We start from the raw sequence: 21,286 nt of genomic DNA, 5'->3' as shown, positions 1-21,286 counted from the left end.
GACTCGCTAGCCGGCCGAGCAGGTCACGGTCGGCGCCGTCAGGTTCCCGCCGTGCTCGACGGTGAACCCGATGACGTTGCCGCTCCCGTTGGGCCGCGCGGTCAGCACGTACCCGGTGCTGTCCCAGGTCCCGGTGTAATTCCAGCTTCCGATGACCTTCTGGGGCGAGTGGAAGGTGATCGTGAGGGCCCAGTTGCTGCTCCCGGTCACCGTCACCTGGCCGTTGAAGCCGACGTTCCACTCCGCCGTCTTGGCGTAGGTCCCGGTGCACCCGCCCGGCGTCGGGGTGGTGGTCGTCGGGGTGGTGGGCGTGGTCGGCGTGGTGGTCGGCGTCGGAGTCGTACCGCCGTTCAGCGCGTCGAGCACCGCGGTGTAGGCGGCCTTCTTCTGGCCGTTGCCGTCGAACAGCAGCGGCGTGGCGGACGCCCGCCACGAGTCCGTGTCGCGGATGCCCCACACGGTCATTCCGTTGCAGCGCGCGACCGCGAGGCACGCCTGAGTGACCGTGCGGTAGTTGTTCGCCTGCGCGGTGCCCGACCCTTCGACGTCCAGCTCGGTGATCTGCACGTCCACGCCCAGGTCGGCGAAGTTCTGCAGCGTCGTCTGGTAGTTCGACGGCACCGGGCTGTTGCTGTTGAAGTGCGACTGGAAGCCGACGCAGTCGATCGGCACGCCGCGGGACTTGAAGTCCTGGACCATGCGGTACACGGCCTGGGTCTTCGCCTGGTTCCAGTCGTCGGTGTTGTAGTCGTTGTAGCAGAGCTTCGCGTTCGCGTCGGCCGCCCGCGCGGCGCGGAACGCCGCCTCGATCCAGTCGTTGCCGGTGCGCTGCAGGTTCGAGTCGCGCCGGGCACCCGAGCTGCCGTCGGCGAAGGCCTCGTTGACGACGTCCCAGGCGTAGATCTTGCCCTGGTAGTGGGTCGCGACCTGGGTGACGTGGTTCAGCATCGCCGACCGCAGCGCGGAACCCTCCATGCTCTGCATCCAGCCGGGCTGCTGCGAGTGCCAGGCCAGCGTGTGCCCGCGCAGCCGGGCGCCCTGGCTCGTCGCCTGAGCGACGATCCGGTCGGCGTTGCCGTAGCTGAACTGGTTCTGCGAGGGCTCGGTGGCGTCGATCTTCATCTCGTTCTCCGGGGTGATCATGGAGAACTCGCGGCTCAGGATGCCGGTGTAGACGCTGTCCGAGAGCTTGCTCGCCGAGACCGCGGTGCCGAAGTAGCGTCCGGTCCCGCTCGCCGCGCTGCCCAGCGTCGTGCCGGCGTCCGGCGAAGAAGACGTGGTCGACGTCGAGCCGCTGTTCAGGCCGAGGAACGCGATCGCGTACGCCACCATCCCGTTCTGCGGCAGGGCGTGCCCGGCGCCCTGGACGCTGATCCCTTCGACCGGTGCCTGTGCGCCGGTGCTGCCGTAACGCGTGCGCGTCCAGCCGGACTGCGGTGCGTCACTGGACGACGGCGTCTGGCTCACCCCGCGCAGGTTCGTCCACTGCTTGATCTCCTCCCCGAAGTTCGGGTAGCGCAGCGTGTCGTCGGCGGTGCCGTGCCACAGCTGCATCCGCGGGTACGGGCCGCTGCGCCCGCCGCTCATCTGGCGGGCCTGGTCGCCCCACTGCTGCGCGGTCTTGATGAGCTGGCCGCCCGAGCACTGGCTGTTCCAGCTCGACCCGTCGGTGGTGGCGAAGCAGCCGGCGGGCACGCCCATGAACGCCGAACCGGCGGCGAACACGTCCGGGTACTCCGCGGCGAGGACGTTCGTCATCATCGCGCCGGAGGAAAACCCGGTGACGAACACCCGCGCGGGATCGACGTTGTAGTGCTGCTTGGCGTAGTCGACCATCGACAGGATGCCGACCGGGTCGCTGCCGCCGCCGCGGGTGAGGGCCTGCGGCGAGGAGACGTCGAAGCACTGCCCGCTGCGCGTGGCTTCGGGGAACACGATGACGTACCCGTACTGATCGGCCGCGGTGACGTAGTCGCGCGCGTAGCCGTTGAACACCGCCGAGGCCGAGCCGGTGCAGTAGTGGAGGGCGACCAGCAGCGCCGGCTTGGCGGCGACGTGGTCCGGGACGTAGGCGTACATGTTCAGGTTGCTGGGGTTGGTGCCGAAGCCGGTGACGCGGGTCAGCGTGGCGGCCGACGCGGGCTGCGCCGTGACCACCAGCACGATGGCGGCGGCGATCGACAACACGGCGGCGAGGAGGGCGGTGAAGAGTCTTCGCTCTCGAGTCAATCCTTTCCGGGAGCAGGGCGCAGCTGCGACGATCGTTCGTTCGCCACCCGGGACCGGTCAATGATTTTCGGAAAGTTTCGGACCGTTCGAACTGCCGGCCAGGCGTACTGCTGAAAGGATCCGGGGATGACCGAGCTCCTCCTGGGACCGCTGCTCCGGCACGTCGACGCCACCTCGGCGACGATCTGGGTCGAGACCGACGGTCCGTGTGAAGTCCTTGTCGCGGAAGCGAAAGCGCGGACGTTCGAGGTCTCCGGCCACCACTACGCCCTCGTCGTGCTCAGCGGGCTGGAACCCGGGCGCGCCACGCCCTACGAAGTCCGGCTCGACGGCGAGCTCGTCTGGCCCGCGCCGGACAGCGACCTGCCGCCCAGCCGGATCCGGACGCTGACCCCGGGTGATCCGCGGTTCCGGCTGGTCTTCGGGTCGTGCCGCAAGCCGCGGGAGCAGGACGCCCTCGGCCCGGACGCGCTCGCCGCCTACGCCCACCGGATGGCCCGGCTCGACGAAGCCGAGTGGCCCGAGTCGCTGCTGCTGCTCGGCGACCAGGTCTACGCCGACGAAACCACCGACGCGACGCAGGAGTGGCTCGCCGCCCGGCGCGACCCGAGGGAGCCACCCGGCACCGAGGTCGCCGACTTCGAGGAGTACTGCCACCTGTACTTCGAGGCGTGGTGCGAACCGGCGGTGCGCTGGCTGCTGTCCACCGTGCCGACGTCGATGATCTTCGACGACCACGACGTCCGCGACGACTGGAACACCTCGCAGGCCTGGCGGCAGGAGATGACCGGCACGTCGTGGTGGCCGGAGCGGATCCGCGGCGCGCTCGTGTCGTACTGGGTCTACCAGCACCTGGGCAACCTCGGGCCGCGCGAGCTGGCCGAAGACGACCTCTTCCAGCGGGTCAGCACGTCCGGGGCGGACAACGCGCAGGTGCTGCGCGAGTTCGCCGACCGAGCCGACCGCGAGGCCGACGGTGCCAAGGGCACCCGCTGGTCCTACCGGCGCGACTTCGGCCCGGTCCGGCTGCTGGTCATCGACTCGCGCGCCGGGCGGATCCTCGCCGGCGGCGAACGCTCGATGGTCGGCGAGGAGGAGTTCCGGTGGATCGAGGACCAGGCCACCGGCGAGTTCGACCACCTGCTGATCGGGACGTCACTGCCGTGGCTGATGCCCACCGCGCTCTCGGCGGCGCAGTCGGTCAACGAGCGCCTCTGCGCGAGACCGGGGCTCGTCGGGCGGGTGTCCGAGTGGTTCCGGCAGTTCGCCGACCTCGAGCACTGGCCGGCGTTCCGCGAGTCGTTCGACCGGCTGACCCGGCTGATCGCCCGGGTCGCCGACGAGGACCGGGCGTCGGTGAGCGTGCTCTCGGGCGACGTCCACCACGCGTACGTCGCGCGCGCCGACCTCCCGGGGGCGCCGGTCCACCAGCTCACCTGCTCGCCGATGCACAACACCGTGCCCTGGTACATGAACCGCCTGTTCCGCGCCGGCTGGTCGCGGGGGCTGACCCGGCTGAGCGACGCGCTGGCGCGCCGGGCCGGGGTCCCGCCCGCGCCGCTGACCTGGGGTTGCGTCTCGGGGCCGCACTTCGGGAACGCCGTGATGACTTTCGACGTCGACGGGCGGCAAGCCACCGCGACGCTGCTGCGACCGGAGCACGACGGCGAGCCGATCCGGCTCACGTGAGCGTGAAGGGGGGTGCGGCGCGGCCACCCTGCCCGGCTTGATCGGCGTTAGCCTCGGATCATGACCAGGGAGAACGTGCTCGGGGAGTTCCTCCGGGCCCGCCGCGAACAGGTGGGGCCGGAAGACCTCGGCCTGCCCGCCGGCGGGGCGCGCCGGGTCACGGGGCTGCGCCGCGAGGAGGTCGCCGTGCTGGCCGGCGTCAGCACCGACTACTACGTCCGGCTCGAGCAGGGCCGGGAGCGGAACCCGTCGGCGCAGGTCCTCGACGCCCTGGCCCACGGGCTGGCCCTCGACGAGGACGCCACCGCCCACCTGCACCGGCTGGCTCAGCCGGCTCCGAGACGCCGTCGCGCGCGACGGCGGGAGCAGGTCAGCCCCAACCTCCGGCGGTTGCTGGACGGCTGGCCGGACACGCCCGCGCTCGTGCTCGGCCGCTGCCTCGAAGTGCTCGCGCACAACGCGCTGGGCGAGGCGTTGTTCGGCGGGCACACCCACAGCGGTGACCTGGTCCGGCTGGTGTTCCTCGACCCGGACGCGCGCGAGTTCTACCCGGACTGGGAGCGCGTCGCGGTGAACACCGTCGGCGGCCTGCGCGCGGCCGCCGGCATCGATCCGGACGATCCCCGGCTCATCGAGACGGTCGGCGAGCTGTCGGTCAAGAGCGCGGACTTCCGCCGGCTGTGGGCCCGGCACGACATCCGGCAGAAGACGCACGAGACCAAGCGGTTCCACCACCGGCTGGTCGGCGAGCTCGTGCTGAGCTACGAGGCGCTGACCGTGAACAGCGCGCCCGGCCAGCAGCTGGTGGTCTACCAAGCCGAGCCCGGCAGCCCGTCGGAAGCCGGGCTCGCCCTGCTCGGCAGTCTCGCCGCCGGCTGAAATACCCTTTTCTGTCATTCCACAATGGACGGAGTAGTTCGTCATGCCCGGAAAGATCGTCCTCATCACCGGGGCCAGCAGTGGCATCGGCCACGCCACCGCGCTGCGGCTGGCCCGCGAAGGCCACCACGTCGTGCTCGGTGCCCGGCGGGAAGACCGGCTGGCCGCGCTGGCCAAGGAGATCCACGACGCCGGGGGCACCGCCGACGTGCACCGCCTCGACGTCACCGACCGCGCGGACGTCGCCGCTTTCGCCGACGCCGCCGTGGCCGCGCACGGCCGGCTCGACGTGTTCGTCGCCAACGCCGGCGTGATGCCGTTGTCGCGCCTGGATTCCCTGCTCGTCGACGAGTGGGACCGGATGCTCGACGTCAACGTCCGCGGCCTGCTCCACGGGATCGCGGCCGCCCTGCCGCACTTCCGGCGCCAAGGCGGCGGGCACTTCGTGACGATCGCCTCGACCGGCGCGCACGAAGTCGTGCCGACGGCCGCGGTCTACTGCGCCACGAAGTACGCCGCGCGGGCGATCACCGAAGGCCTGCGCTTGGAGGCCGATCCCGACATCCGCGTCACGACCGTGTCGCCGGGTGTCGTCGACTCCGAACTGGCGGACACGATCACCGAACCCGGTGCGCGGGAAGCGATGCGCACCTACCGCGCGGTGACGCTCCCGCCGGACACCATCGCCGGGGCGATCTCCTACGCGATCGGGCAGCCGGCCGGCGTCGACGTCAACGAGCTCGTCGTGCGGCCGACCGCCCAGCGGTGACGGCTCAGCGTTCCAGCTCCGCGATCACCCGGGGGATCTCGGCCACCAGCTCCCGCGCCAGCAGGCCGGTGGTCCCGGTGTCCGGGATCAGCCGCTGCCCCGCCACGGCGTGGACGTGCGTCGCCCAGCAGGCCGCCTGGTCGAGGTCCGCGCCGCGGGCGAGGAAACCGCCGGTCAGGCCGGCCAGGACGTCGCCGCTGCCGGAGGTCGCCAGGCCGATGTGGCCGCTGCCGTCCCGCCAGGTACGCCCACCCGGCTCGGCGACCACGCCGAAGAGCAGCACGACACCTTCGTAGCGCTCGGCGATCCGGACCGCGGTCTCGAGGTCGTCGACGTCTTCTTCGGAGCAGCCGTCGAGGAACGCGGCCTCGGTCCGGTTCGGGGTCAGCACGAGCCGTCCCGAAAGCGGCTTCGCCAGTTCAGGCGCCCGGCTCAGCGCGCCGAGCGCGAAGGCATCGAGCACCACCCGGGCGTCCGGGGCGATGGCGGGGATCAGGCGCCGCAACAGGTCTTCGGTTTCTTCGGCGCCGGTGAGCCCGGGGCCGACCACGACGGTGCCGGCGCCCGGGAGCACGTCGGTCAGGCGGTCGACGGCGTCCCCGGCGATCGCACCCGACTCGGTCTCCGGCAACCCGAACACCGACGACTCGGGCACCGACACACCGAGCGCCCCCGCGTGCCGTTCGCTGACCGCGAGCTGCAGCGTGCCGGCCCCGGCGCGCAGGGCGGCGGTGCCGGACAACGCGGGCGCGCCCGGCACGGTCCGGGCGCCCCCGACGACGAGCACGGTTCCACGGTTGCCGGTGCCGATCCGCCTGTCCCGCAACAGGGCCGGGCTGATCGGCGCCGGGTCAGGAGAGCTGTTCGGCGGCATCGTCGTCCGTCGTCGGCGGGGTGTCGGTGGCGTGCAGGTGGCCGACCTCCTGGGCCAGCACCATCGTGAAGGCGCCGTCGCGGTCGCGCTCCCAGGACGTCACCGAGCCGTTCGGGACCTCGGTGCTGTTGGCGACACGCAGCAGGTCGGGCTCCGGCAGCCCTTCGAGGAGGTAGCGCAGCCCGAAGACGGTCATCTCGTGCGCGGCCAGCAGAACGCGCTTTCCGGAGTGCTCCGCGCTCAGCTCGTTCAGCAGGGATCGCAGCCGCAGCACGACGTCCGCCCACGACTCCCCACCCGGCGGCCGGTAGTAGAACTTGCCCAGCCGCCGCTTGCGCCGCAGCTCGTCGGGCCACCGCTCGCGGACACCGTGCGAGGTCAGCAGGTCCAGCACGCCGAGCTCGCGGTCGCGCAGCCGTTCGTCCGGGACGATCGGGACGCCGTCGGGCGCGGCCAGGCGCGCGGTGTCCCAGGCGCGGCGGTAGGTCGAGGTGACCACGAGGTCCGGCGGGCGCTCGGCGAAGAGCTCACCCGCGGCCTTCGCCTGCTCCTCCCCCAAGTCGGTCAGCGGGACGTCGGCGTCGCGTTCGGCGACGTCGATCACGTCCGCCCCCGCCGACTCCGCCTCTTCCCGGGCCACGTTCCCCGTGCTCTGGCCGTGCCGCAGCACGGCCACCCACTTCAAGTCGACACTCACGCCCGGCTGATTACCCGCGCGGACCCGCCGACGAAACCCGGGATGGTTGGGGGCGCAAAGGACTGGCGGCTAGGGTCGTTCCATGTCGCGAAGTCTCGACGCCCACGACCGGCTGCAACAGCTGGAAACGATCCTCGGCGTGCCCGCCGAGCACCTCGGCCTGGCCGAGCTGCTGGCCGAGACCCTGCAGCGGCTGCGCGAGGTCATGGAGGTCGACACCGCTACCGTGCTGCGGTACCAGCCCAGTGGCCGTCAGCTGGTGGCCTTCGCGGCGGCGGGCATCGAAGAGGAAGTCCACCAGGGCGTGCGGGTGCCGGTCGGCAGCGGGTTCGCCGGCCGGGTGGCGCTCGAGCGCGCGCCCGTCGTCCTCGACCACGTCGACGAAACCACCGTCGTGAACTCCCTGCTCTGGGAACGGGGCCTGCACTCCATGCTCGGCGTCCCGATGGTCGCCGGGCCCGAGCTCGTCGGGGTGCTGCACGTCGGATCCGTCGCGCTCCGGCAGTTCACCGAGGCCGATGTCGGCACCATGCAGCTGCTCGCGGACCGCTTGGCCATGACCATCCAGGTCGAGGCGCTCGAGGAGAACCGCACCGCCACCATGGCGCTGCAGCGCAGCCTGCTGCCCAACAGCCTCCCCGACCTGCCCGGCCTCGCCTTCGGCGCCCGGTACGTGCCCGGCGCGGAAACCGGCCTCGGCGGCGACTGGTACGACCTGTTTTCGCTCCCCGGCGACCGCGTCGGCGTCGTGATGGGCGACGTCTCCGGCCACGGGCTCGAGGCCGCCGTGATCATGGGACGGCTGCGCAGTGCCTTGCGCGCCTACGCCCTCGACTGCGAGAGCCCCGCCGACGTCCTCGCCAAGCTCGACCGTAAAGCCAACCACTTCGAGCACGGCGCGATGGCCACCGTCGCCTACGGGATCATCGAACCGGGCCGCGAGACCATGGCGCTGTCCCTCGCCGGACACCTGCCGCCCGTGCAGGCCGAACCGGACAGCGCGGGACGGCTGCTGGACGTCCCACCGGATCCCCCGATCGGGTTGACCATCGGGCAGCCCCGGCGGCGCACGACGGTGGTCGACCTGACCCCGGCCGGTGTGCTGGCCTTCTACACCGACGGCCTGGTCGAGCGCCGGGACCGGCCGGTGGACACCGGGATGGAACAGCTGGCGCGAACCCTGCGCGCGGGCGACCCGGACCGGGTCTGCGCGCAGGTGATGGCCGCGATGATCGGCAACCGGGCGGCCCAGGACGACGTCGCCCTGCTGGCCATCCGGCGCCGGGCCGTCCCGGCCGGCTGAGCCGGCCGGGACGACGCGGTCAGGACGCGGTCAGCGCCGCCTCCCGGGTCGGGAACAGGGAAAGGCTGTCCTCGAGCCCGGTCAGCTGGATCGGGCGCAACGTCGCCCGGCCGGCCGCGACGATCCGCACCGCGGTGCCGGAACCGGCGTTGCGGTGGATGGTCAGCAACGCCGTCAGGCCGGGGGAGGCCAGGAACTCCACCCGGGTCAGGTCGACCACCAGCAGCGGCGGAGCCGAGGCCAGTGCCTCTTCCGCGGCCTGCACCAGAGCCGGCGCGGTGGTCGTGTCCACGTCGCCGGCGACCTCGACGACGACCGCCCCGTCCTGCTCCGTTCGGGCGATCCTGAATTCGCCGAATGGCACAGCGGTGGCCGAGCCCTCACTGTGGATGTGCTCCGTCATCGTGTTCTTCTCCTCGCCCTCGCAGTGCCACCGGAGTGTCCGGCGGGCACGCGTCATCACGAAGGCTGTCTGCTCAACCGGGATCAATCATGCCCGCCCCCGCCGCACGCCGCCGTCTCAGCGCTCGTTCCGCTTTGCGCACCGACCGGGAACAGGGAGGATGTCGTCATGGCCGAAACGGACGCGACCGGGAAATCCCTCGGTGACGCCGCAAGCTCAGCGGGCCGGGTGGCGCTGGAAAACCGGGACGGCACGGCCGTGCTCCGGGTCGACGGCGCGCTCGACCTCGCGCTGGCACCGAAGCTGCGGCAGCTGGCCGAGCGCGCCGCGCGCTTGGCGCCCGCGGTCCTCGTCATCGACCTGACCGGGGTCACCTTCCTCGCCTCCGCCGGCATGGCCGAGCTCGTGCGTGCGCACCGCGGGCGGACGGTGTCCGCGCCGCTGCGGGTGGTGGCCACCGGGCGGATCACCCTGCGGCCGCTGGAACTGACCCGGCTGACCGACGAGTTCGCCGTCTACCCGTCGCTGTCCGAGGCGCTGGCCACCGGATGACGGCCCCGGGGTCCGACGACCTGCTCGGCGCCGTGCGCCGGGCGTTCGTCGACGGCCGCGGAGCTCCCGTCACCACCGACGTCCGTCCCCTCGAACCCGCCGAAGCGCGCGCGGTGCTCGGCGACCACGTCGCGGCCGCCGTGACGGACCGGGCGGTCCTGGCGGGCCTGGTGCCGGGCCGGGAGATCACCGGCGCGATCGCCGTTGCCGGCACCGGGCCCGCCACTTTGGTCTATACCACTGAGGAGATCGGCGGGACACTGCCGGCCGTCGCCGGTGCCGTCGACGCCGCGACCGCCCACCTGGCGGGCACCGTGCGGCGGCTGCAGGGCGAAGCCGCCGTGCTCGACGCGCTGCACGCCACCGGCCGCGAGCTGACCGCGCAGCTCGACATCGACCGGCTCGTGCAGGACGCGACCGACGCGGCCACCCAGGCGACCGCCGCCGAGTTCGGTGCTTTCTTCTACAACCTGGTCGACGAGCTCGGCGAGTCATACACGCTGTACACGATTTCGGGGGTGCCGCGGGAGGCGTTCGCGCGGTTCCCCATGCCGCGCAACACCGAGGTGTTCGCGCCGACCTTCGACGGCGCCGGCACCGTCCGCAGCCCCGACATCACGCGGGACCCGCGGTTCGGGAAGAACGCGCCCCACCACGGGATGCCGGACGGGCACCTGCCCGTCCGCAGCTACCTGGCGGTGTCGGTGCTCAGCCCGACCACCGGAGAGGTACTGGGCGGATTCTTCTTCGGCCACCCGGAACCGGACCGGTTCACGGCGCGCCACGAGTACCTCGCCGAGGGCATCGCCGCCTATTCGGCCATCGCACTGGACAACGCCCGCCTGTACGAGCGCGAGCGCACCCTCGCCTCCGAGTTGTCGCGCAGCATGCTGCCGGTCGCGCCCCCGACCCCCGGCCTCGACGTGCTCACCCGGTACCTGCCCGCGGCGACCGGGAGCAAGGTGGGCGGCGACTGGTTCGACATCATCGCGCTTCCGTCCGGCGCGACCGCGTTCGTCATCGGCGACGTCGTCGGCCACGGCGTCACGGCCGCGACCGTGATGGGCCAGGTCCGCACCGCCGTCCGCTGCTACGCGCTGCTCGAGCTGCCGCCGTCGGAGGTGCTGCGCAACGTCTCCGCGCTGACCGGCGGGCTGTTCGGCGAAAGCTTCGTGACGTGCTTCTACGCGGTCCACTCGCCCGGTGACGGCACGCTGACCTACGCCAACGCCGGCCACCTGCCGGCGATCCTGGTCCGCCCGGGCGCCGAGCCGGCGGAAATCGGCGAGGCGCTGGCGCAGCCGCTGGGCGTCGGCTCCGACTTCCCCCAGCGCGGCACCGGGTTCCCGCCCGGTGCGGATCTGGTGCTCTACACCGACGGCTTGGTCGAAAGCCGCACGCGTGACCTCACCCTGGGTGTGGAATGGCTCCTGGCGGGCATTCCCGAGGTGCTGGCCTCGGCCGACCACGGTCCGGCGTGGGACAAGCTCGTCGACGAGCTGACCCACGGCCGGCACGACGACGACATCGCGCTGATCCACGTGCGCCACCGAGGAGAGGACGGATCATGACGGACCCCCTCTCCCCGGGCGCGCCCGGGCCCCCGGCGACGTTCCACCGGCGCATGGCCGCCGTGGCGGACCGGCTGCCGGAGCTGCGCGGAGCGCTGGCGGACTGGCTGAGCACGCTCGGCCTGAGCGAAGAACGCCAGGAGGACGTGGTCCTCGCGGGCTACGAAGCGATGGCCAACTCCGCCGAGCACGCCTACCGCGACGGCGAAGCGGGCCAGGTCGACGTCCGGGCCGAGGCGCAGAACGGGCGGCTGACGGTGACGGTCACCGACTTCGGCGCCTGGCGCGCCCCGGCCTCGACGAACGGGTTGCGGGGCCGCGGCCTGCTGCTCATCGACCACCTCGCCGACCACAGCGCGCAGGTGCACCGCGAGGACGGCACGACGGTCACGATGACCTGGCTCTCCGGCGGCGCGAGCTGAAGCCTCGAGCCGGCGCCGCGTCACCCGGTCGGGTCCGGCCCGCGTACGCGGCGGCTCCCACCCCGGGCAGGTAGGCTCGACCGGGGTTCGCGTCAACTGGAGGGTGATGAGCGTCGGCGAGGAATCCGGCCAGCGCGCCGTTTTCCCGGGAACCAGCCGGATGGCGGCCCGGATGCGGGAGTTCGGCTGGGCGTCGTCCCCGCTGGGCGAACCGTCGGGCTGGCCGGCCAGCCTGACGACGGCCGTGCGGATCTGCCTCACCTCGCGCTTCCCCATGATCGTCTGGTGGGGACCGGATCTGCGGTTCCTCTACAACGACGCCTACCTGCCGCTGCTCGGCACCAAGCACCCGGCGCTGGACAAGCCGGGCGCGCAGGTCTGGAGCGAGATCTGGCACATCATCGGCCCGATGCTCGAGAGCGTGATGACCACCGGCGAAGCGACCTGGTCGGAGGACCTGCTGCTGCCGATGAACCGGCACGGCTACTGGGAAGAGACCTACTGGACCTACTCCTACAGCCCGGTGCACGACGACGAAGGCGCTGTCCGGGCCGTGTTCACCGCGGTCAGCGACACCACCGAGCGCGTGATCGGCGAACGCCGGATGGCAACCCTGCGCGAGCTCGGCGCCCGGGCCGGCATCGCCCGCACCGCCGGTGAGGCCTGCGAGCTGGTCGCCCGCGTGCTCGATCGGGCCGGCGCCGACGTCCCCTACTACGCGATCCACGTCCGCGAAGACGACGGCGAGCTCGCCCTCGCGGCCCTCACCCCCGGCAGTGCCGGGCACGCGGACGACTGGCCGCTCCGGGAAGTGCTCTCCGACGGCGTCCCGCGCACCCTGTCCGACCTGACGACGACCTTCGGCGAGCTGCCGGCGGGCACCTGGTCCACGCCTCCCGCCGAAGCGATGGTGCTGCCCCTGCTCGGCGACCGCGCCACCGCGGCCACCGGCGTGATCGTGCTCGCGGCGAGCGCCGGGCGCGCGCTCGACGAGTCCTACCGGACGTTCCTCGGGCTGGTCGCCCAGCAGACCGCGGCGCTGGTCAACGGCGCGCTCGCCTACCAGGCCCAGCAGCAGCGCGCCGAGGAGCTGACCGCGCTGGACGCGGCGAAGACCACCTTCTTCGCCAACATCAGCCACGAGTTCCGGACCCCGCTCACCCTGATCCTGGGGCCGGTCGCCGAGCTGGGAAAGACGCTCGGCGACGCGGACGAGCGCGTCCGCGAAGAGGTCGCGGTCATCCACCGCAACGCGCTGCGGCTGGGGCGGCTGGTGAACAACCTGCTCGACTTCTCCCGGATCGAGGCGGGCCGGATGCAGGCCCGCTTCGAACCGGTGGACCTCGCCGCGTTCACCGCGGAGCTGGCGAGCCTGTTCCGCGCCGCCGTCGAGCGGGCCGGGCTGCGGTTCGAGGTCGACTGCCCGCCGCTGGCCGCACCGGTGCACGTCGACCGCGCGATGTGGGAGAAGGTCGTCCTCAACCTGCTGTCCAACGCGGTCAAGTACACCTTCGACGGCGAGATCCGGGTGCGCACCGCCCTGGACGGCGAGGACGCCGTGGTCACCGTGTCCGACACCGGGATCGGGATCGAAGCGGCCGAGCTGCCCAGGCTGTTCGAGCGGTTCCACCGGATCCCGTCGGTGCGGGCGCGCTCGAACGAGGGCAGCGGGATCGGCCTGGCGCTGGTGCGGGAGCTCGTCGGCATGCACGGCGGCGTCGTCGCCGCAGAGAGCACGCCCGGCGCCGGCACGACGTTCCGGATCCGGCTGCCGCTGGGCACCGGGCACCTGCCGGCCGAACACCTCGTCCCGGAGGCATCGGCGGACGGCGTCGCCGCGGACACCGCCGAGCCGTACGTGCAGGAAGCCCTGCGCTGGCTGCCGGACGGCGAACCCGCGCCCGGTGCCGCCTCCACCCCGGTCACCGGCGCTCGCGTGCTGGTCGCCGACGACAACGCCGACATGCGTGGCTACCTCGCCCGGCTGCTGCGCGAGGACTACGCGGTGACCGCGGTGCGTGACGGCGTCGAGGCGCTCGCCGCCGCGTCCGGCGAGCCGCCCGACCTGATCATCAGCGACGTGATGATGCCGCGCCTCGACGGCCTGGGCCTGCTCGCCGAATTGCGGCGCGAACCGCGCACCGCCGCCGTGCCCGTGCTGCTGCTGTCCGCCCGCGCCGGGCAGGAGGCCGCCGTCGACGGGCTGGCCGCCGGGGCCGACGACTACCTCGTGAAGCCGTTCTCCGCGCAGGAACTGCTCGCCCGCGTCCGCACGACCATCCGGCTGGCGCGGGTGCGGACGCAGCACTCCCGGTGGCGCGCGGCGATGATCGACTCCTTGCAGGAGGGCTTCTTCGTCTGTGACACCGACGGGCGGATCGTCGAGATGAACGCCGCGTGCACCGAGCTGCTCGGCTTCGGGCCCGACGGTTTGCCCTACGCGCAGCCGTTCCCCTGGTCGCCGGGGCCCGACGACGATCCGATCGCCTTCCGGCAGGTCGCCGACGCGCTGCGCCGGTCGCGGACCGAGCCGTCCGGCAGCTTCGTGCTGCCGCTGCGGCATCGGGACGGCCACCGGGTGTGGGCCGCGATCGCGTACAACGAACTGCACGACGACGAGGGCCGCCGCCGGCTCGTCGGCACGATCCGCGACGTCACCGCGGAGCGCTACGCGGTGCAGCGGGAAAACGCGCTCGCCGCGATCAACCAGCGGCTCGCCGGGGTCAGCGGGGTGCCGGACGTGCTCCGCACCGCGCTGGACCTGCTGCGCGAGCTGTGGCAGGCCGAGCGCGTGCTCGCGGTGACCTGGCCGCGCGACGGCGAGCCGGAGCTCACGTCCACCGGCCCCGGCGACCGGCGGTGGACGGACCTCGCCGCGCCGCTGCGCGAGACGCTCGACCGGATCCGCTCGCTCCCGGCGTTGCACGCGACGCCGGCGGAGGGCGGGGCCGGCACGACGCTGGACCACCCCGGCGGCCGGCTGACGCTCTGGGTGGAGCCGGACCCGCGCCGTCCGCTCGGCACCGAGGACCGGACCCTGCTGGCGCTGCTGGCCGGGACGCTCGCGCACGCCCTGCGCCGCGCCCACCGCGACGACCGGCAGCGCGAGGTCGCCATCGCGCTGCAGCGCTCGATCCTCGGCCCGGCCCTGCTGCCCGACGGTTTCGCGGTGCGCTACGAACCGGCGAACCCGCCCCTGGAGGTGGGCGGCGACTGGTACGACGTCGTCCCCTTGGCCGGCGACCGGATCGGCATCGTCGTCGGCGACTGCGTCGGCCGCGGGCTCACCGCGGCCGCGGTGATGGGCCAGCTGCGCAGCGCCTGCCGCGCGCTGCTGCTGGAGGCCAACGGCCCGGCGCACACCCTGACCACGCTCGACCGCTTCGCCGACCGGCTGCCGGGTGCGTTGTGCACCACCGTCTTCTGCGGCGTCCTCGACCCCGCGACCGGGACGCTCACCTACAGCAGCGCCGGGCACCCGCCGGCCACGCTGGTGCACAGCGACGGCTCGGCGGAGTTCCTCGACGCGGGCGGCAGCGTGCCCCTCGCGGTCCGCATCCCCGCCACGCGCCCGGAGGCCACGGCGGTCGTCCCGATCGGATCACTGCTGATGCTCTACACCGACGGCCTCGTCGAGCGCCGCCGCGAGTCGCTGGACGACGGCATCGACCGGGCCACCTCGGCCGCCCACGACGCGTGGGACGCCGACCTCGCCGACCTGGCGACCACGCTGATGGGCCGGCTCCGGCCGGCCGACGGGTACGAGGACGACGTCGCGCTGCTGCTCTACCGCCGGTCGGTGCCGCCGCTGGAGCTGGACTTCCCGGCGCACCCGGACAGCCTCGCCTCGACGCGCCGCTGGCTGCGCGCGTGGCTGGGCACCGCCTCGCTCGGGGACGACCTCGCGCAGGACGTGCTCGTCGCCGCGGGCGAGGCCTGCGCGAACGCCGTCGAGCACGCCTACCCCGAGGACGCCGGGGCCGCACACCTTTCGGCTCACTTCGCCGGTTCGCGCCTGGTCATCACGGTGACCGACCGGGGCCGGTGGAAGCAGCCACCCTCGGACAACCACGTGCTGCGTGGCCGCGGGACGCCGATGATGGAGGCGCTGGCCGACGCGGTCACGCTCCGGCACGACGCGGAGGGCACCACCGTCACCCTGGAATGGAGAATCGGTTCTTGACGACGGCACTCACGCTGATCACCTCCACCGGCGACGACGGAGACCGGATCCTGACCGTCTCCGGTGAGATCGACATGAGCAACGCGACCGACCTCGGCGTGGCCCTGGACCGCGAGCGGGCGGCCGGCACCGCCCTGACGGTCGACCTGACCGGCGTGACCTACGTCGACAGCGCGGGACTCGCGGTCCTGTTCGACCGGGCCGCTTCCGGCGACCTGCGCCTGACCGCGCCCCGCCTGCTCGACCGCGTCCTGCGCGTCTCCGGCTTGGCCGAAGTCGCGAAAGTGCTGATCCGCTGAGGGGTTGGGCGCCCCGCCACCGGGTAAGCGGCCTCCAGCGACGGTCGCCGGGTGGGTTGTGCTGCCGGCTGTCGCCAGGTGACCCCGGCGTCCAACCCACGACGTTCAGCAGCGAGCGACGAGCCGGGGCCACCGCACCTCCCTGGCGCACCGGCGGGGCGCGGGCCGCGGGTATGGTCGCCCACGAGCCGGGACGGAGGTGACCGCAGTGACGGGTGAGCCGATCCCGCCCGAGCACCTCGACGAGCTGACCGCGGCGCTGGCGGACCTCACGGGTGCCCTGGAGACCGAACCCTCCGAGCAGGAGATCCTCGAGGCCGTCTGCGCCGACGCCGTCCGGGCCGTGCCCGGGGCCGACCTGGCCAGCATCACCGCGATCCGCGACGGCGAACCGGAAACCGCCGCCTCGACCGACGACCGCGCCGTCGAGATCGACCGCGTCCAGTACGCGGCCGGCGAAGGCCCGTGCCTGCGCGCGGCCGAGACCGGCGAGATCGTCCGGCTGCCGCTCGCCACGGCCGGCGCGCAGTGGCCCGAGTTCACCAAGCACGCCCTGAGCCTCGGCGTCGGCAGCTACCTCGCCGCGCCGCTGCGCGTCGACGGCAGCCTCGGCGGCGCGCTCAACCTCTTCGGCTACGGCGACCACGGCTTCGCCGAGACCGACTCCCGGCTGCTGGCGCTGTACACCACGATCGTCTCGTTCGGGCTGCGCACCACGCGCCGCTACCGCCGGGCCCGGCAGCGCGCCACCGAGCTCGAGACGGCGATGAGCTCGCGGGCGGTGATCGAGCAGGCCAAGGGCATACTCATCGCCGTGCACGGGATCACCGCCGACGAGGCCATGAAACGGCTGATCGCGGAGTCGCAGCACAGCAACGTGAAGCTCCGCGACGTGGCCATCCGGTTCGTCGAAAGCCTGTCGGCCGGCTGACGCTCAGGCGGTGCGGCGGGCCGGGAACGGCCAGGTCAGCGTGATCACCGTGCCGTCGTCGGTCGAGCGGAGGTCCAGACCGTCGACCAGCGCCTGGATCAGGCGCAGGCCGCGGCCGCCGTCGGATCGCTCCGCGAGCGTGGCCCAGCGTCCCTGGTCGGCGACGGTGACGATCAGCACGTCCTCGTCGATCCGCGCCCGGATGTCGATCAGCCCGGGCCGGCCGCGGTAGGCGTGGTCCAGGACGTTCGCCATCGCTTCCCAGCAGGCCAGGACGACGTCGTCGGCCTGCCGGCCGACCTCGTCACCGGCGCGTCTGCGCAGCCACGACACGAGGTGCCGCCGCAGGCTCGGCAGCGTCCGTGGCGAAATCGTGCCGCGGTACCGCCAGCCGTCCGTTCCGTGCTCTTCCACGTTCACCTCCCCGGGGGACTGTGGGTTTGCTACCCACCGGTTCGCGTTCTCAATCACGGGTAACGGCTTTCCCTGCTGCGTTCGGCTCTGGTGCACCGCGGGCCGGCGTGATCGGATGTGCGGATGACTCGGTCGACGTCGTCCGTGGTGCTGTGCGCGGTGCTGGCCGCCGCCCTCCTCCCGGCACCCGCAGCCGCCGCTGCCCCGGCTCCGGGCCCCGGCGCCCTCTCGCACTTCGGCCTGGCCCGCAAGGACTGCCTGGGCACCGCGCGGAACACGACCAGCAAGGCGTGGTTCACGGTCGCGGGCGGCGTGCTGTCCGACGTCTACGCACCGGTGATCGACAACACGAACGTCGAGACGCTGCAGTTCGCCGTCACCGACGGCCGCACGTTCACCGACCTGCAGGCGCGGGACATGACCTACACGGTCCGCACCAGCGCGGGCGGGATGGCCTGCGAGGTGACGTCGACCCCTCGCAGCGGCAAGTACCGGCTGGTCACCGACTACCTGACCGACCCGGCCCGGACCGGCGTGCTCATCCGGACGCGCCTGGAACCACTGCGGGGATCCGGGAACGACCTCCAGGTCTACGTGCGGTTCGACGCGAGCGTCAACGGCAACGGCGGTGGTGGCCCGGCGAACGGCGGCGGGGACACCGCGACCGTCGACGCGGCGACGAGCGCGCTGGTCAGCGCCGACCCGAACACGGTGTCGAGCGCACCGGCCCGCGACTACGGCACCCCGCTGGCCGCCGCGCTGCGCGCCGACCGCCGGTTCCTCAGCACTTCCAGCGGGTTCGCCGGCACCGACGGCGACGGGCTGGCCCAGCTCGACCGCGACCACCGGCTGACCGACCGGACGCCGTCGGCGGTGAACGGCAACGTCGTGCAGACCGCGCAGCTGGACCTGCGGCCGCACCGGCCGGCCGTGCTGGCGCTGGGTTTCGGTGCGGACGCGCGCGCGGCGGTCCAGACCGCCGGGGCGAGCCTGCGGACGCCGTTCGACCAGAGCTACCGGGACTACGCGCGCGGCTGGCGCGACTACGACAACGGGCTGATCCCGTTGCGGGGCAAGGAGTCGGACGCTTACTACCAGTCGGCCAACGTCCTGAAGGCCAGTGAGGACAAGACGTTTCCCGGCGCGGTGGTCGCGTCGCTCGGTAGCCCGTGGGGGCAGGCGGTCTCCGCGGGCGACGCGCCCGGCGGCAAGCCGGTCTACTTCGGGTCCTACCGCGAGATCTTCGCCCGCGACCTCTACGAAAGCTTCTCGGGCCTGCTCGCCGCCGGTGACCGCGAAACGGCCCGGGCGAGCGTCCGGTGGTTGTTCGGCCGGCAACAGCAACCCGACGGCCGGTTCCCGCGCAACTCCATGCTGAACGGCAAGAAAGCGCCCGACTCCGGCGGTGACCAGCTCGACGAGAGCGCGTACCCGATCCTGATGGCGTTGCAGGCCGGGCTCGACCGGGACCGCACCCTCTACACCGACCACATCCGCGCGGCCGCGGACTTCGTCGTCGCGCACGGCCCGGCGTTCGGCTCCGAGCGCTGGGAAGAGCAGGGCGGCTACTCCCCCTCGACGATCGCCGCGGAGATCGCCGGGCTCGTCGCCGCCGGCGTGATCGCCGACCGCAACGGCGACCCGGCGCGCGCCCGCGTCTACCGGGCGACCGCCGACCACTTCCAGCGCGGCATCAAGGGCTGGACGGTCACCTCCACCGGACCGTACGGCGGCCGGTACTTCCTGCGCCTGACCAAGAACGGCGATCCGAACTCGGAGTGGATCTACAACCTCGGCAACGGCTCGGTCGACGCCTACCAGCGCGCCGTCGTCGACGCCGGGTTCCTGGAGCTGACGCGCCTCGGCGTGCTGCCGGCGAACGACCCGGACGTCACCGCGTCGCTCGGCGTCGTCGACCGCGTGCTCAAGCGGGACACTCCGACGGGCCCGGGCTGGTACCGCTACGGGACTTCCACGCCGGGCAGCGAGGACGGCTACGGCGACTGCTACGAACCGGACCCGACGAACTGCGCGCCGACCGGGGCGCCGTGGCCGGGACCGAACACCGGGTCCGGACACCTCTGGCCGGTGCTCGCCGGCGAACGCGGCGAGCAGGCGATCCAGACCGGCGACCGGGCCGGGGCGGCCGCGCTGCTGCGCGCCATGCGGGCCCAGACCGGCGGCACCGGGCTGATTCCCGAGCAGGCGTGGGAAAACCCGGCGGTGCCGGCCTCGCCGTACGGCTCGGACCCGCGCACGGCGTCGATCGGCTTCGCCCCCGGGCAGCCCGCCGGTTCGGTCGCGCCGCTGAGCTGGGCGCAGTCGCAGTCGGTGCGCCTCGCGCGGGCCCTGGCCGACGGCCGGCTGCCCGAGCAACCCGCCGACGTCCGCGCCCGCTACGTCACGCACGCCCCACCCGCGGCGCTCGCGGTCACTCTCGACGTCCCGGCGTCGGTGTCGACCGCGACCGCGGCGGTCACCGGCACCGCGCCCGCCGGCAGCCGGGTCGACCTCGCCGTGTCCGCCACCGACGCCGGGACGACTTCCGTGCTGTCGACCCGGGCTTCGGCGGCGGGGACGTTCAGCGCGACGGTGCCGACGCCGCTGGGCGCGAACGTCGTCACCGCGACCGCCACTTCCGGCACCGGGACCGGCTACGCGCAGAAGACGATCAGCTCGGACTTCGTCACCGGCACGGTCCTGCTCGACGCGGCCGACCCGGACGGCGACGACAACGGGCCGGGCACGTTCACCTACCCGACGGCGGGCGACTTCCACGCGGGCGCGTTCGACCTGCAGCGGTTCCAGGTCATCGACTCGGGCACGAACCTCGTCTTCCGCGCGCAGATCCGTGACCTGTCCCCGACGTTCGGCTCGCCGCTGGGCGCGCAGCTGCTGACGATCTACGCGCACGACCCGGCCGCGACGACGACGTCGACCGCGGCGCCGTTCCCGAGCCGGGCGTACTCGATCGCCGCGCAGGACGCGTGGAGCCGGCGCATCGAGGTCCAGGGCTTCGCCGACCCGGCACTCGTCGACGCTTCGGGTGCTTCGCTGGCGACGCCGTCTGTGCAGGCTTCGCAGGCGACGCGGTACATCACGGTGAGCGTGGCGAAGTCGGCGTTCGGGACGCCGGGCGCGGGCTGGACGTTCGCGGTCGTGCTGACCGGGCAGGACGGCAACTCCTCCGACCAGGCGCGGCCGTTCACGCCGACGGCGGGGCAGTACACGTTCGGCCTGTGCGCGGCGGCCGGCACGGCGCCGATCTGCGCGGCGGACCCGGCGACGGCCCCGAAGGCGCTCGACGTGCTGACGCCGTCCGGAGTGGACCAGGCGGCCGAGCTGGATCCGACCCGCGGGCCGGTCGCGGTGCGTGGCGTGCCCGTGGGGTGATCTGACAGGCTCGAAACCGTGATCGACGACTTCGCGAAGCGGTACCTGCACGACGACCTGCGGGAAATCCGCGAGGTGCTGGTCGGCAAGCTCGACCGGCTCAGGGAATACGACGTCCGCCGTCCCTTGACCGCGACGGGTACCAACCTGCTCGGCCTGGTCAAGCACCTGACGCTGACCGAAGCGCGGTACTTCGGCGAGGTGTTCGCCCGGCCGTTCCCCGAGCCGATACCGCGGTGGGACGACGCGGGCGCGCGCGGCACCGACATGTGGGCGACCGAGCACGAGACGCGCGAGGAGATCGTGGACCGCTACCGCCGCGCCGGGGAGCACTCCGACGCGACGATCGACGCTCTCCCCGTCGACGCGCCCGGCCACGTGCCGTGGTGGCCGCGGCCGGATGTCCTGCTGTTCAACGTCATGGTGCACGTGCTCACCGAGACCACCAGGCACGCCGGGCACGCCGACATCCTGCGGGAACAGCTGGACGGGGTGACCAGCGCGCCGAGCCGTGACGCGGATTTCTGGACGGCCAGGCACGCCGAGATCGAGTGGGCCGCCGCGGCCGCGGCCCAGCCGTAACACGCACGCGGGCGGACGACACGACGGCTGGCGCCGTGTCGTCCGCCCAATCACGCGTGTCGACCCTCCAATCACGCGTGTTGTCCACTGTGGACC

Annotated in this window: 17 protein-coding genes; 12 read left to right on the top strand and 5 right to left on the bottom strand. The window is 72.9% G+C overall.

From position 1 onward, the window contains the following. Window positions 1–6 precede the first annotated feature (6 nt). Entirely contained in the window at window positions 7–2,187 is a 2,181-nt protein-coding gene (locus tag AB0N03_RS08305) for a PHB depolymerase family esterase (protein ID WP_364367297.1), read from the bottom strand. A 168-nt stretch (window positions 2,188–2,355) separates the two neighbouring features. Here AB0N03_RS08305 and AB0N03_RS08300 point away from each other — a divergent pair, with 168 nt between their 5' ends. From AB0N03_RS08300 to AB0N03_RS08290, 3 genes are read left to right on the top strand one after another with little or no spacing between them, the layout of a single operon-like run. Beyond that, complete coding sequence (locus tag AB0N03_RS08300; RefSeq protein WP_364367294.1) at window positions 2,356–3,918, top strand: alkaline phosphatase D family protein; 1,563 nt, start codon at window positions 2,356–2,358, stop codon at window positions 3,916–3,918. Window positions 3,919–3,978: 60 nt separating this feature from the next. Next, complete coding sequence (locus AB0N03_RS08295) at window positions 3,979–4,797, top strand: helix-turn-helix transcriptional regulator (protein WP_364367292.1); 819 nt, start codon at window positions 3,979–3,981, stop codon at window positions 4,795–4,797. Window positions 4,798–4,840: 43 nt separating this feature from the next. Continuing rightward, a complete protein-coding gene (locus AB0N03_RS08290; protein WP_364367290.1) occupies window positions 4,841–5,566 on the top strand; it encodes an SDR family oxidoreductase in 726 nt (241 codons plus the stop codon). 4 nt (window positions 5,567–5,570) lie between these two features. Here AB0N03_RS08290 and AB0N03_RS08285 read toward each other — a convergent pair whose 3' ends face one another. Further along, window positions 5,571–6,440 (bottom strand): NAD(P)H-hydrate dehydratase, encoded by an 870-nt coding sequence (locus AB0N03_RS08285; protein WP_364367287.1) that lies wholly within the window; start codon window positions 6,438–6,440, stop codon window positions 5,571–5,573. Beyond that, entirely contained in the window at window positions 6,418–7,137 is a 720-nt protein-coding gene (locus AB0N03_RS08280) for a histidine phosphatase family protein (RefSeq protein ID WP_364367285.1), read from the bottom strand. Before AB0N03_RS08280 ends, AB0N03_RS08285 begins: the two co-directional genes overlap by 23 nt. Window positions 7,138–7,219: 82 nt before the next feature. Here AB0N03_RS08280 and AB0N03_RS08275 point away from each other — a divergent pair, with 82 nt between their 5' ends. Then, a complete protein-coding gene (locus AB0N03_RS08275; RefSeq protein WP_364367282.1) occupies window positions 7,220–8,440 on the top strand; it encodes a GAF domain-containing SpoIIE family protein phosphatase in 1,221 nt (406 codons plus the stop codon). A gap of 19 nt (window positions 8,441–8,459) precedes the next feature. Here the strand turns inward: AB0N03_RS08275 and AB0N03_RS08270 are convergent, their stop codons facing one another. Continuing rightward, the gene (locus AB0N03_RS08270) at window positions 8,460–8,843 is read right to left on the bottom strand and encodes an STAS domain-containing protein (protein WP_364367279.1); all 384 of its coding nucleotides are present in this window, start codon (window positions 8,841–8,843) and stop codon (window positions 8,460–8,462) included. Window positions 8,844–9,011: 168 nt separating this feature from the next. Here AB0N03_RS08270 and AB0N03_RS08265 point away from each other — a divergent pair, with 168 nt between their 5' ends. The 6 genes from AB0N03_RS08265 (at window position 9,012) to AB0N03_RS08240 (ending at window position 16,801) form a co-directional block, all read left to right on the top strand. Beyond that, window positions 9,012–9,395, top strand: coding sequence for an STAS domain-containing protein (locus tag AB0N03_RS08265; protein WP_364367276.1), 384 nt, complete (start codon window positions 9,012–9,014; stop codon window positions 9,393–9,395). Next, window positions 9,392–10,966: a GAF domain-containing SpoIIE family protein phosphatase gene (locus tag AB0N03_RS08260; RefSeq protein ID WP_364367273.1), complete on the top strand. Its 1,575-nt coding sequence runs from the start codon at window positions 9,392–9,394 to the stop codon at window positions 10,964–10,966. The genes AB0N03_RS08265 and AB0N03_RS08260 overlap by 4 nt, the downstream gene beginning before the upstream one ends. After that, the gene (locus AB0N03_RS08255; RefSeq protein ID WP_364367270.1) at window positions 10,963–11,388 is read left to right on the top strand and encodes an ATP-binding protein; all 426 of its coding nucleotides are present in this window, start codon (window positions 10,963–10,965) and stop codon (window positions 11,386–11,388) included. Before AB0N03_RS08260 ends, AB0N03_RS08255 begins: the two co-directional genes overlap by 4 nt. 106 nt (window positions 11,389–11,494) lie before the next feature. Then, window positions 11,495–15,571, top strand: a complete 4,077-nt coding sequence (locus AB0N03_RS08250) for a SpoIIE family protein phosphatase (protein WP_364367267.1) — start codon at window positions 11,495–11,497, stop codon at window positions 15,569–15,571. Further along, window positions 15,568–15,870 carry an STAS domain-containing protein gene (locus AB0N03_RS08245; protein ID WP_364367264.1) on the top strand — a complete coding sequence of 101 codons (303 nt, stop codon included), beginning with the start codon at window positions 15,568–15,570 and terminating at the stop codon, window positions 15,868–15,870. Before AB0N03_RS08250 ends, AB0N03_RS08245 begins: the two co-directional genes overlap by 4 nt. A gap of 208 nt (window positions 15,871–16,078) precedes the next feature. Continuing rightward, window positions 16,079–16,801 carry a GAF and ANTAR domain-containing protein gene (locus AB0N03_RS08240; protein WP_364367261.1) on the top strand — a complete coding sequence of 241 codons (723 nt, stop codon included), beginning with the start codon at window positions 16,079–16,081 and terminating at the stop codon, window positions 16,799–16,801. A 3-nt stretch (window positions 16,802–16,804) separates the two neighbouring features. Here the strand turns inward: AB0N03_RS08240 and AB0N03_RS08235 are convergent, their stop codons facing one another. After that, window positions 16,805–17,215 (bottom strand): ATP-binding protein, encoded by a 411-nt coding sequence (locus AB0N03_RS08235; RefSeq protein WP_364367258.1) that lies wholly within the window; start codon window positions 17,213–17,215, stop codon window positions 16,805–16,807. A 123-nt stretch (window positions 17,216–17,338) separates the two neighbouring features. Here AB0N03_RS08235 and AB0N03_RS08230 point away from each other — a divergent pair, with 123 nt between their 5' ends. Then, on the top strand, window positions 17,339–20,608 hold the full coding sequence (locus AB0N03_RS08230; protein ID WP_364367256.1) for a glucodextranase DOMON-like domain-containing protein: 3,270 nt from the start codon (window positions 17,339–17,341) through the stop codon (window positions 20,606–20,608). Window positions 20,609–20,626: 18 nt separating this feature from the next. Beyond that, window positions 20,627–21,190 carry a DinB family protein gene (locus AB0N03_RS08225; protein WP_364367253.1) on the top strand — a complete coding sequence of 188 codons (564 nt, stop codon included), beginning with the start codon at window positions 20,627–20,629 and terminating at the stop codon, window positions 21,188–21,190. Window positions 21,191–21,286: the final 96 nt, after the last annotated feature.

Source organism: Amycolatopsis sp. NPDC051061 (assembly GCF_040682935.1).
In the GTDB taxonomy this organism is placed as follows: Bacteria; Actinomycetota; Actinomycetes; order Mycobacteriales; family Pseudonocardiaceae; genus Amycolatopsis.
Note: the sequence above shows the minus strand (reverse complement) of the source record. Positions and strands in the feature narration are given on the sequence as shown.

What these genes read in the sequence shown, in the direction of transcription:
- AB0N03_RS08250 (WP_364367267.1), top strand. Translation starts at nt 11,495, where the DNA reads ATGAGCGTCGGCGAGGAATCCGGCCAGCGCGCCGTTTTCCCGGGAACC.
- AB0N03_RS08285 (WP_364367287.1), bottom strand. Translation starts at nt 6,440, where the DNA reads ATGCCGCCGAACAGCTCTCCTGACCCGGCGCCGATCAGCCCGGCCCTG.
- AB0N03_RS08295 (WP_364367292.1), top strand. Translation starts at nt 3,979, where the DNA reads ATGACCAGGGAGAACGTGCTCGGGGAGTTCCTCCGGGCCCGCCGCGAA.
- AB0N03_RS08275 (WP_364367282.1), top strand. Translation starts at nt 7,220, where the DNA reads ATGTCGCGAAGTCTCGACGCCCACGACCGGCTGCAACAGCTGGAAACG.
- AB0N03_RS08300 (WP_364367294.1), top strand. Translation starts at nt 2,356, where the DNA reads ATGACCGAGCTCCTCCTGGGACCGCTGCTCCGGCACGTCGACGCCACC.
- AB0N03_RS08230 (WP_364367256.1), top strand. Translation starts at nt 17,339, where the DNA reads ATGACTCGGTCGACGTCGTCCGTGGTGCTGTGCGCGGTGCTGGCCGCC.
- AB0N03_RS08255 (WP_364367270.1), top strand. Translation starts at nt 10,963, where the DNA reads ATGACGGACCCCCTCTCCCCGGGCGCGCCCGGGCCCCCGGCGACGTTC.
- AB0N03_RS08260 (WP_364367273.1), top strand. Translation starts at nt 9,392, where the DNA reads ATGACGGCCCCGGGGTCCGACGACCTGCTCGGCGCCGTGCGCCGGGCG.
- AB0N03_RS08270 (WP_364367279.1), bottom strand. Translation starts at nt 8,843, where the DNA reads ATGACGGAGCACATCCACAGTGAGGGCTCGGCCACCGCTGTGCCATTC.
- AB0N03_RS08265 (WP_364367276.1), top strand. Translation starts at nt 9,012, where the DNA reads ATGGCCGAAACGGACGCGACCGGGAAATCCCTCGGTGACGCCGCAAGC.
- AB0N03_RS08290 (WP_364367290.1), top strand. Translation starts at nt 4,841, where the DNA reads ATGCCCGGAAAGATCGTCCTCATCACCGGGGCCAGCAGTGGCATCGGC.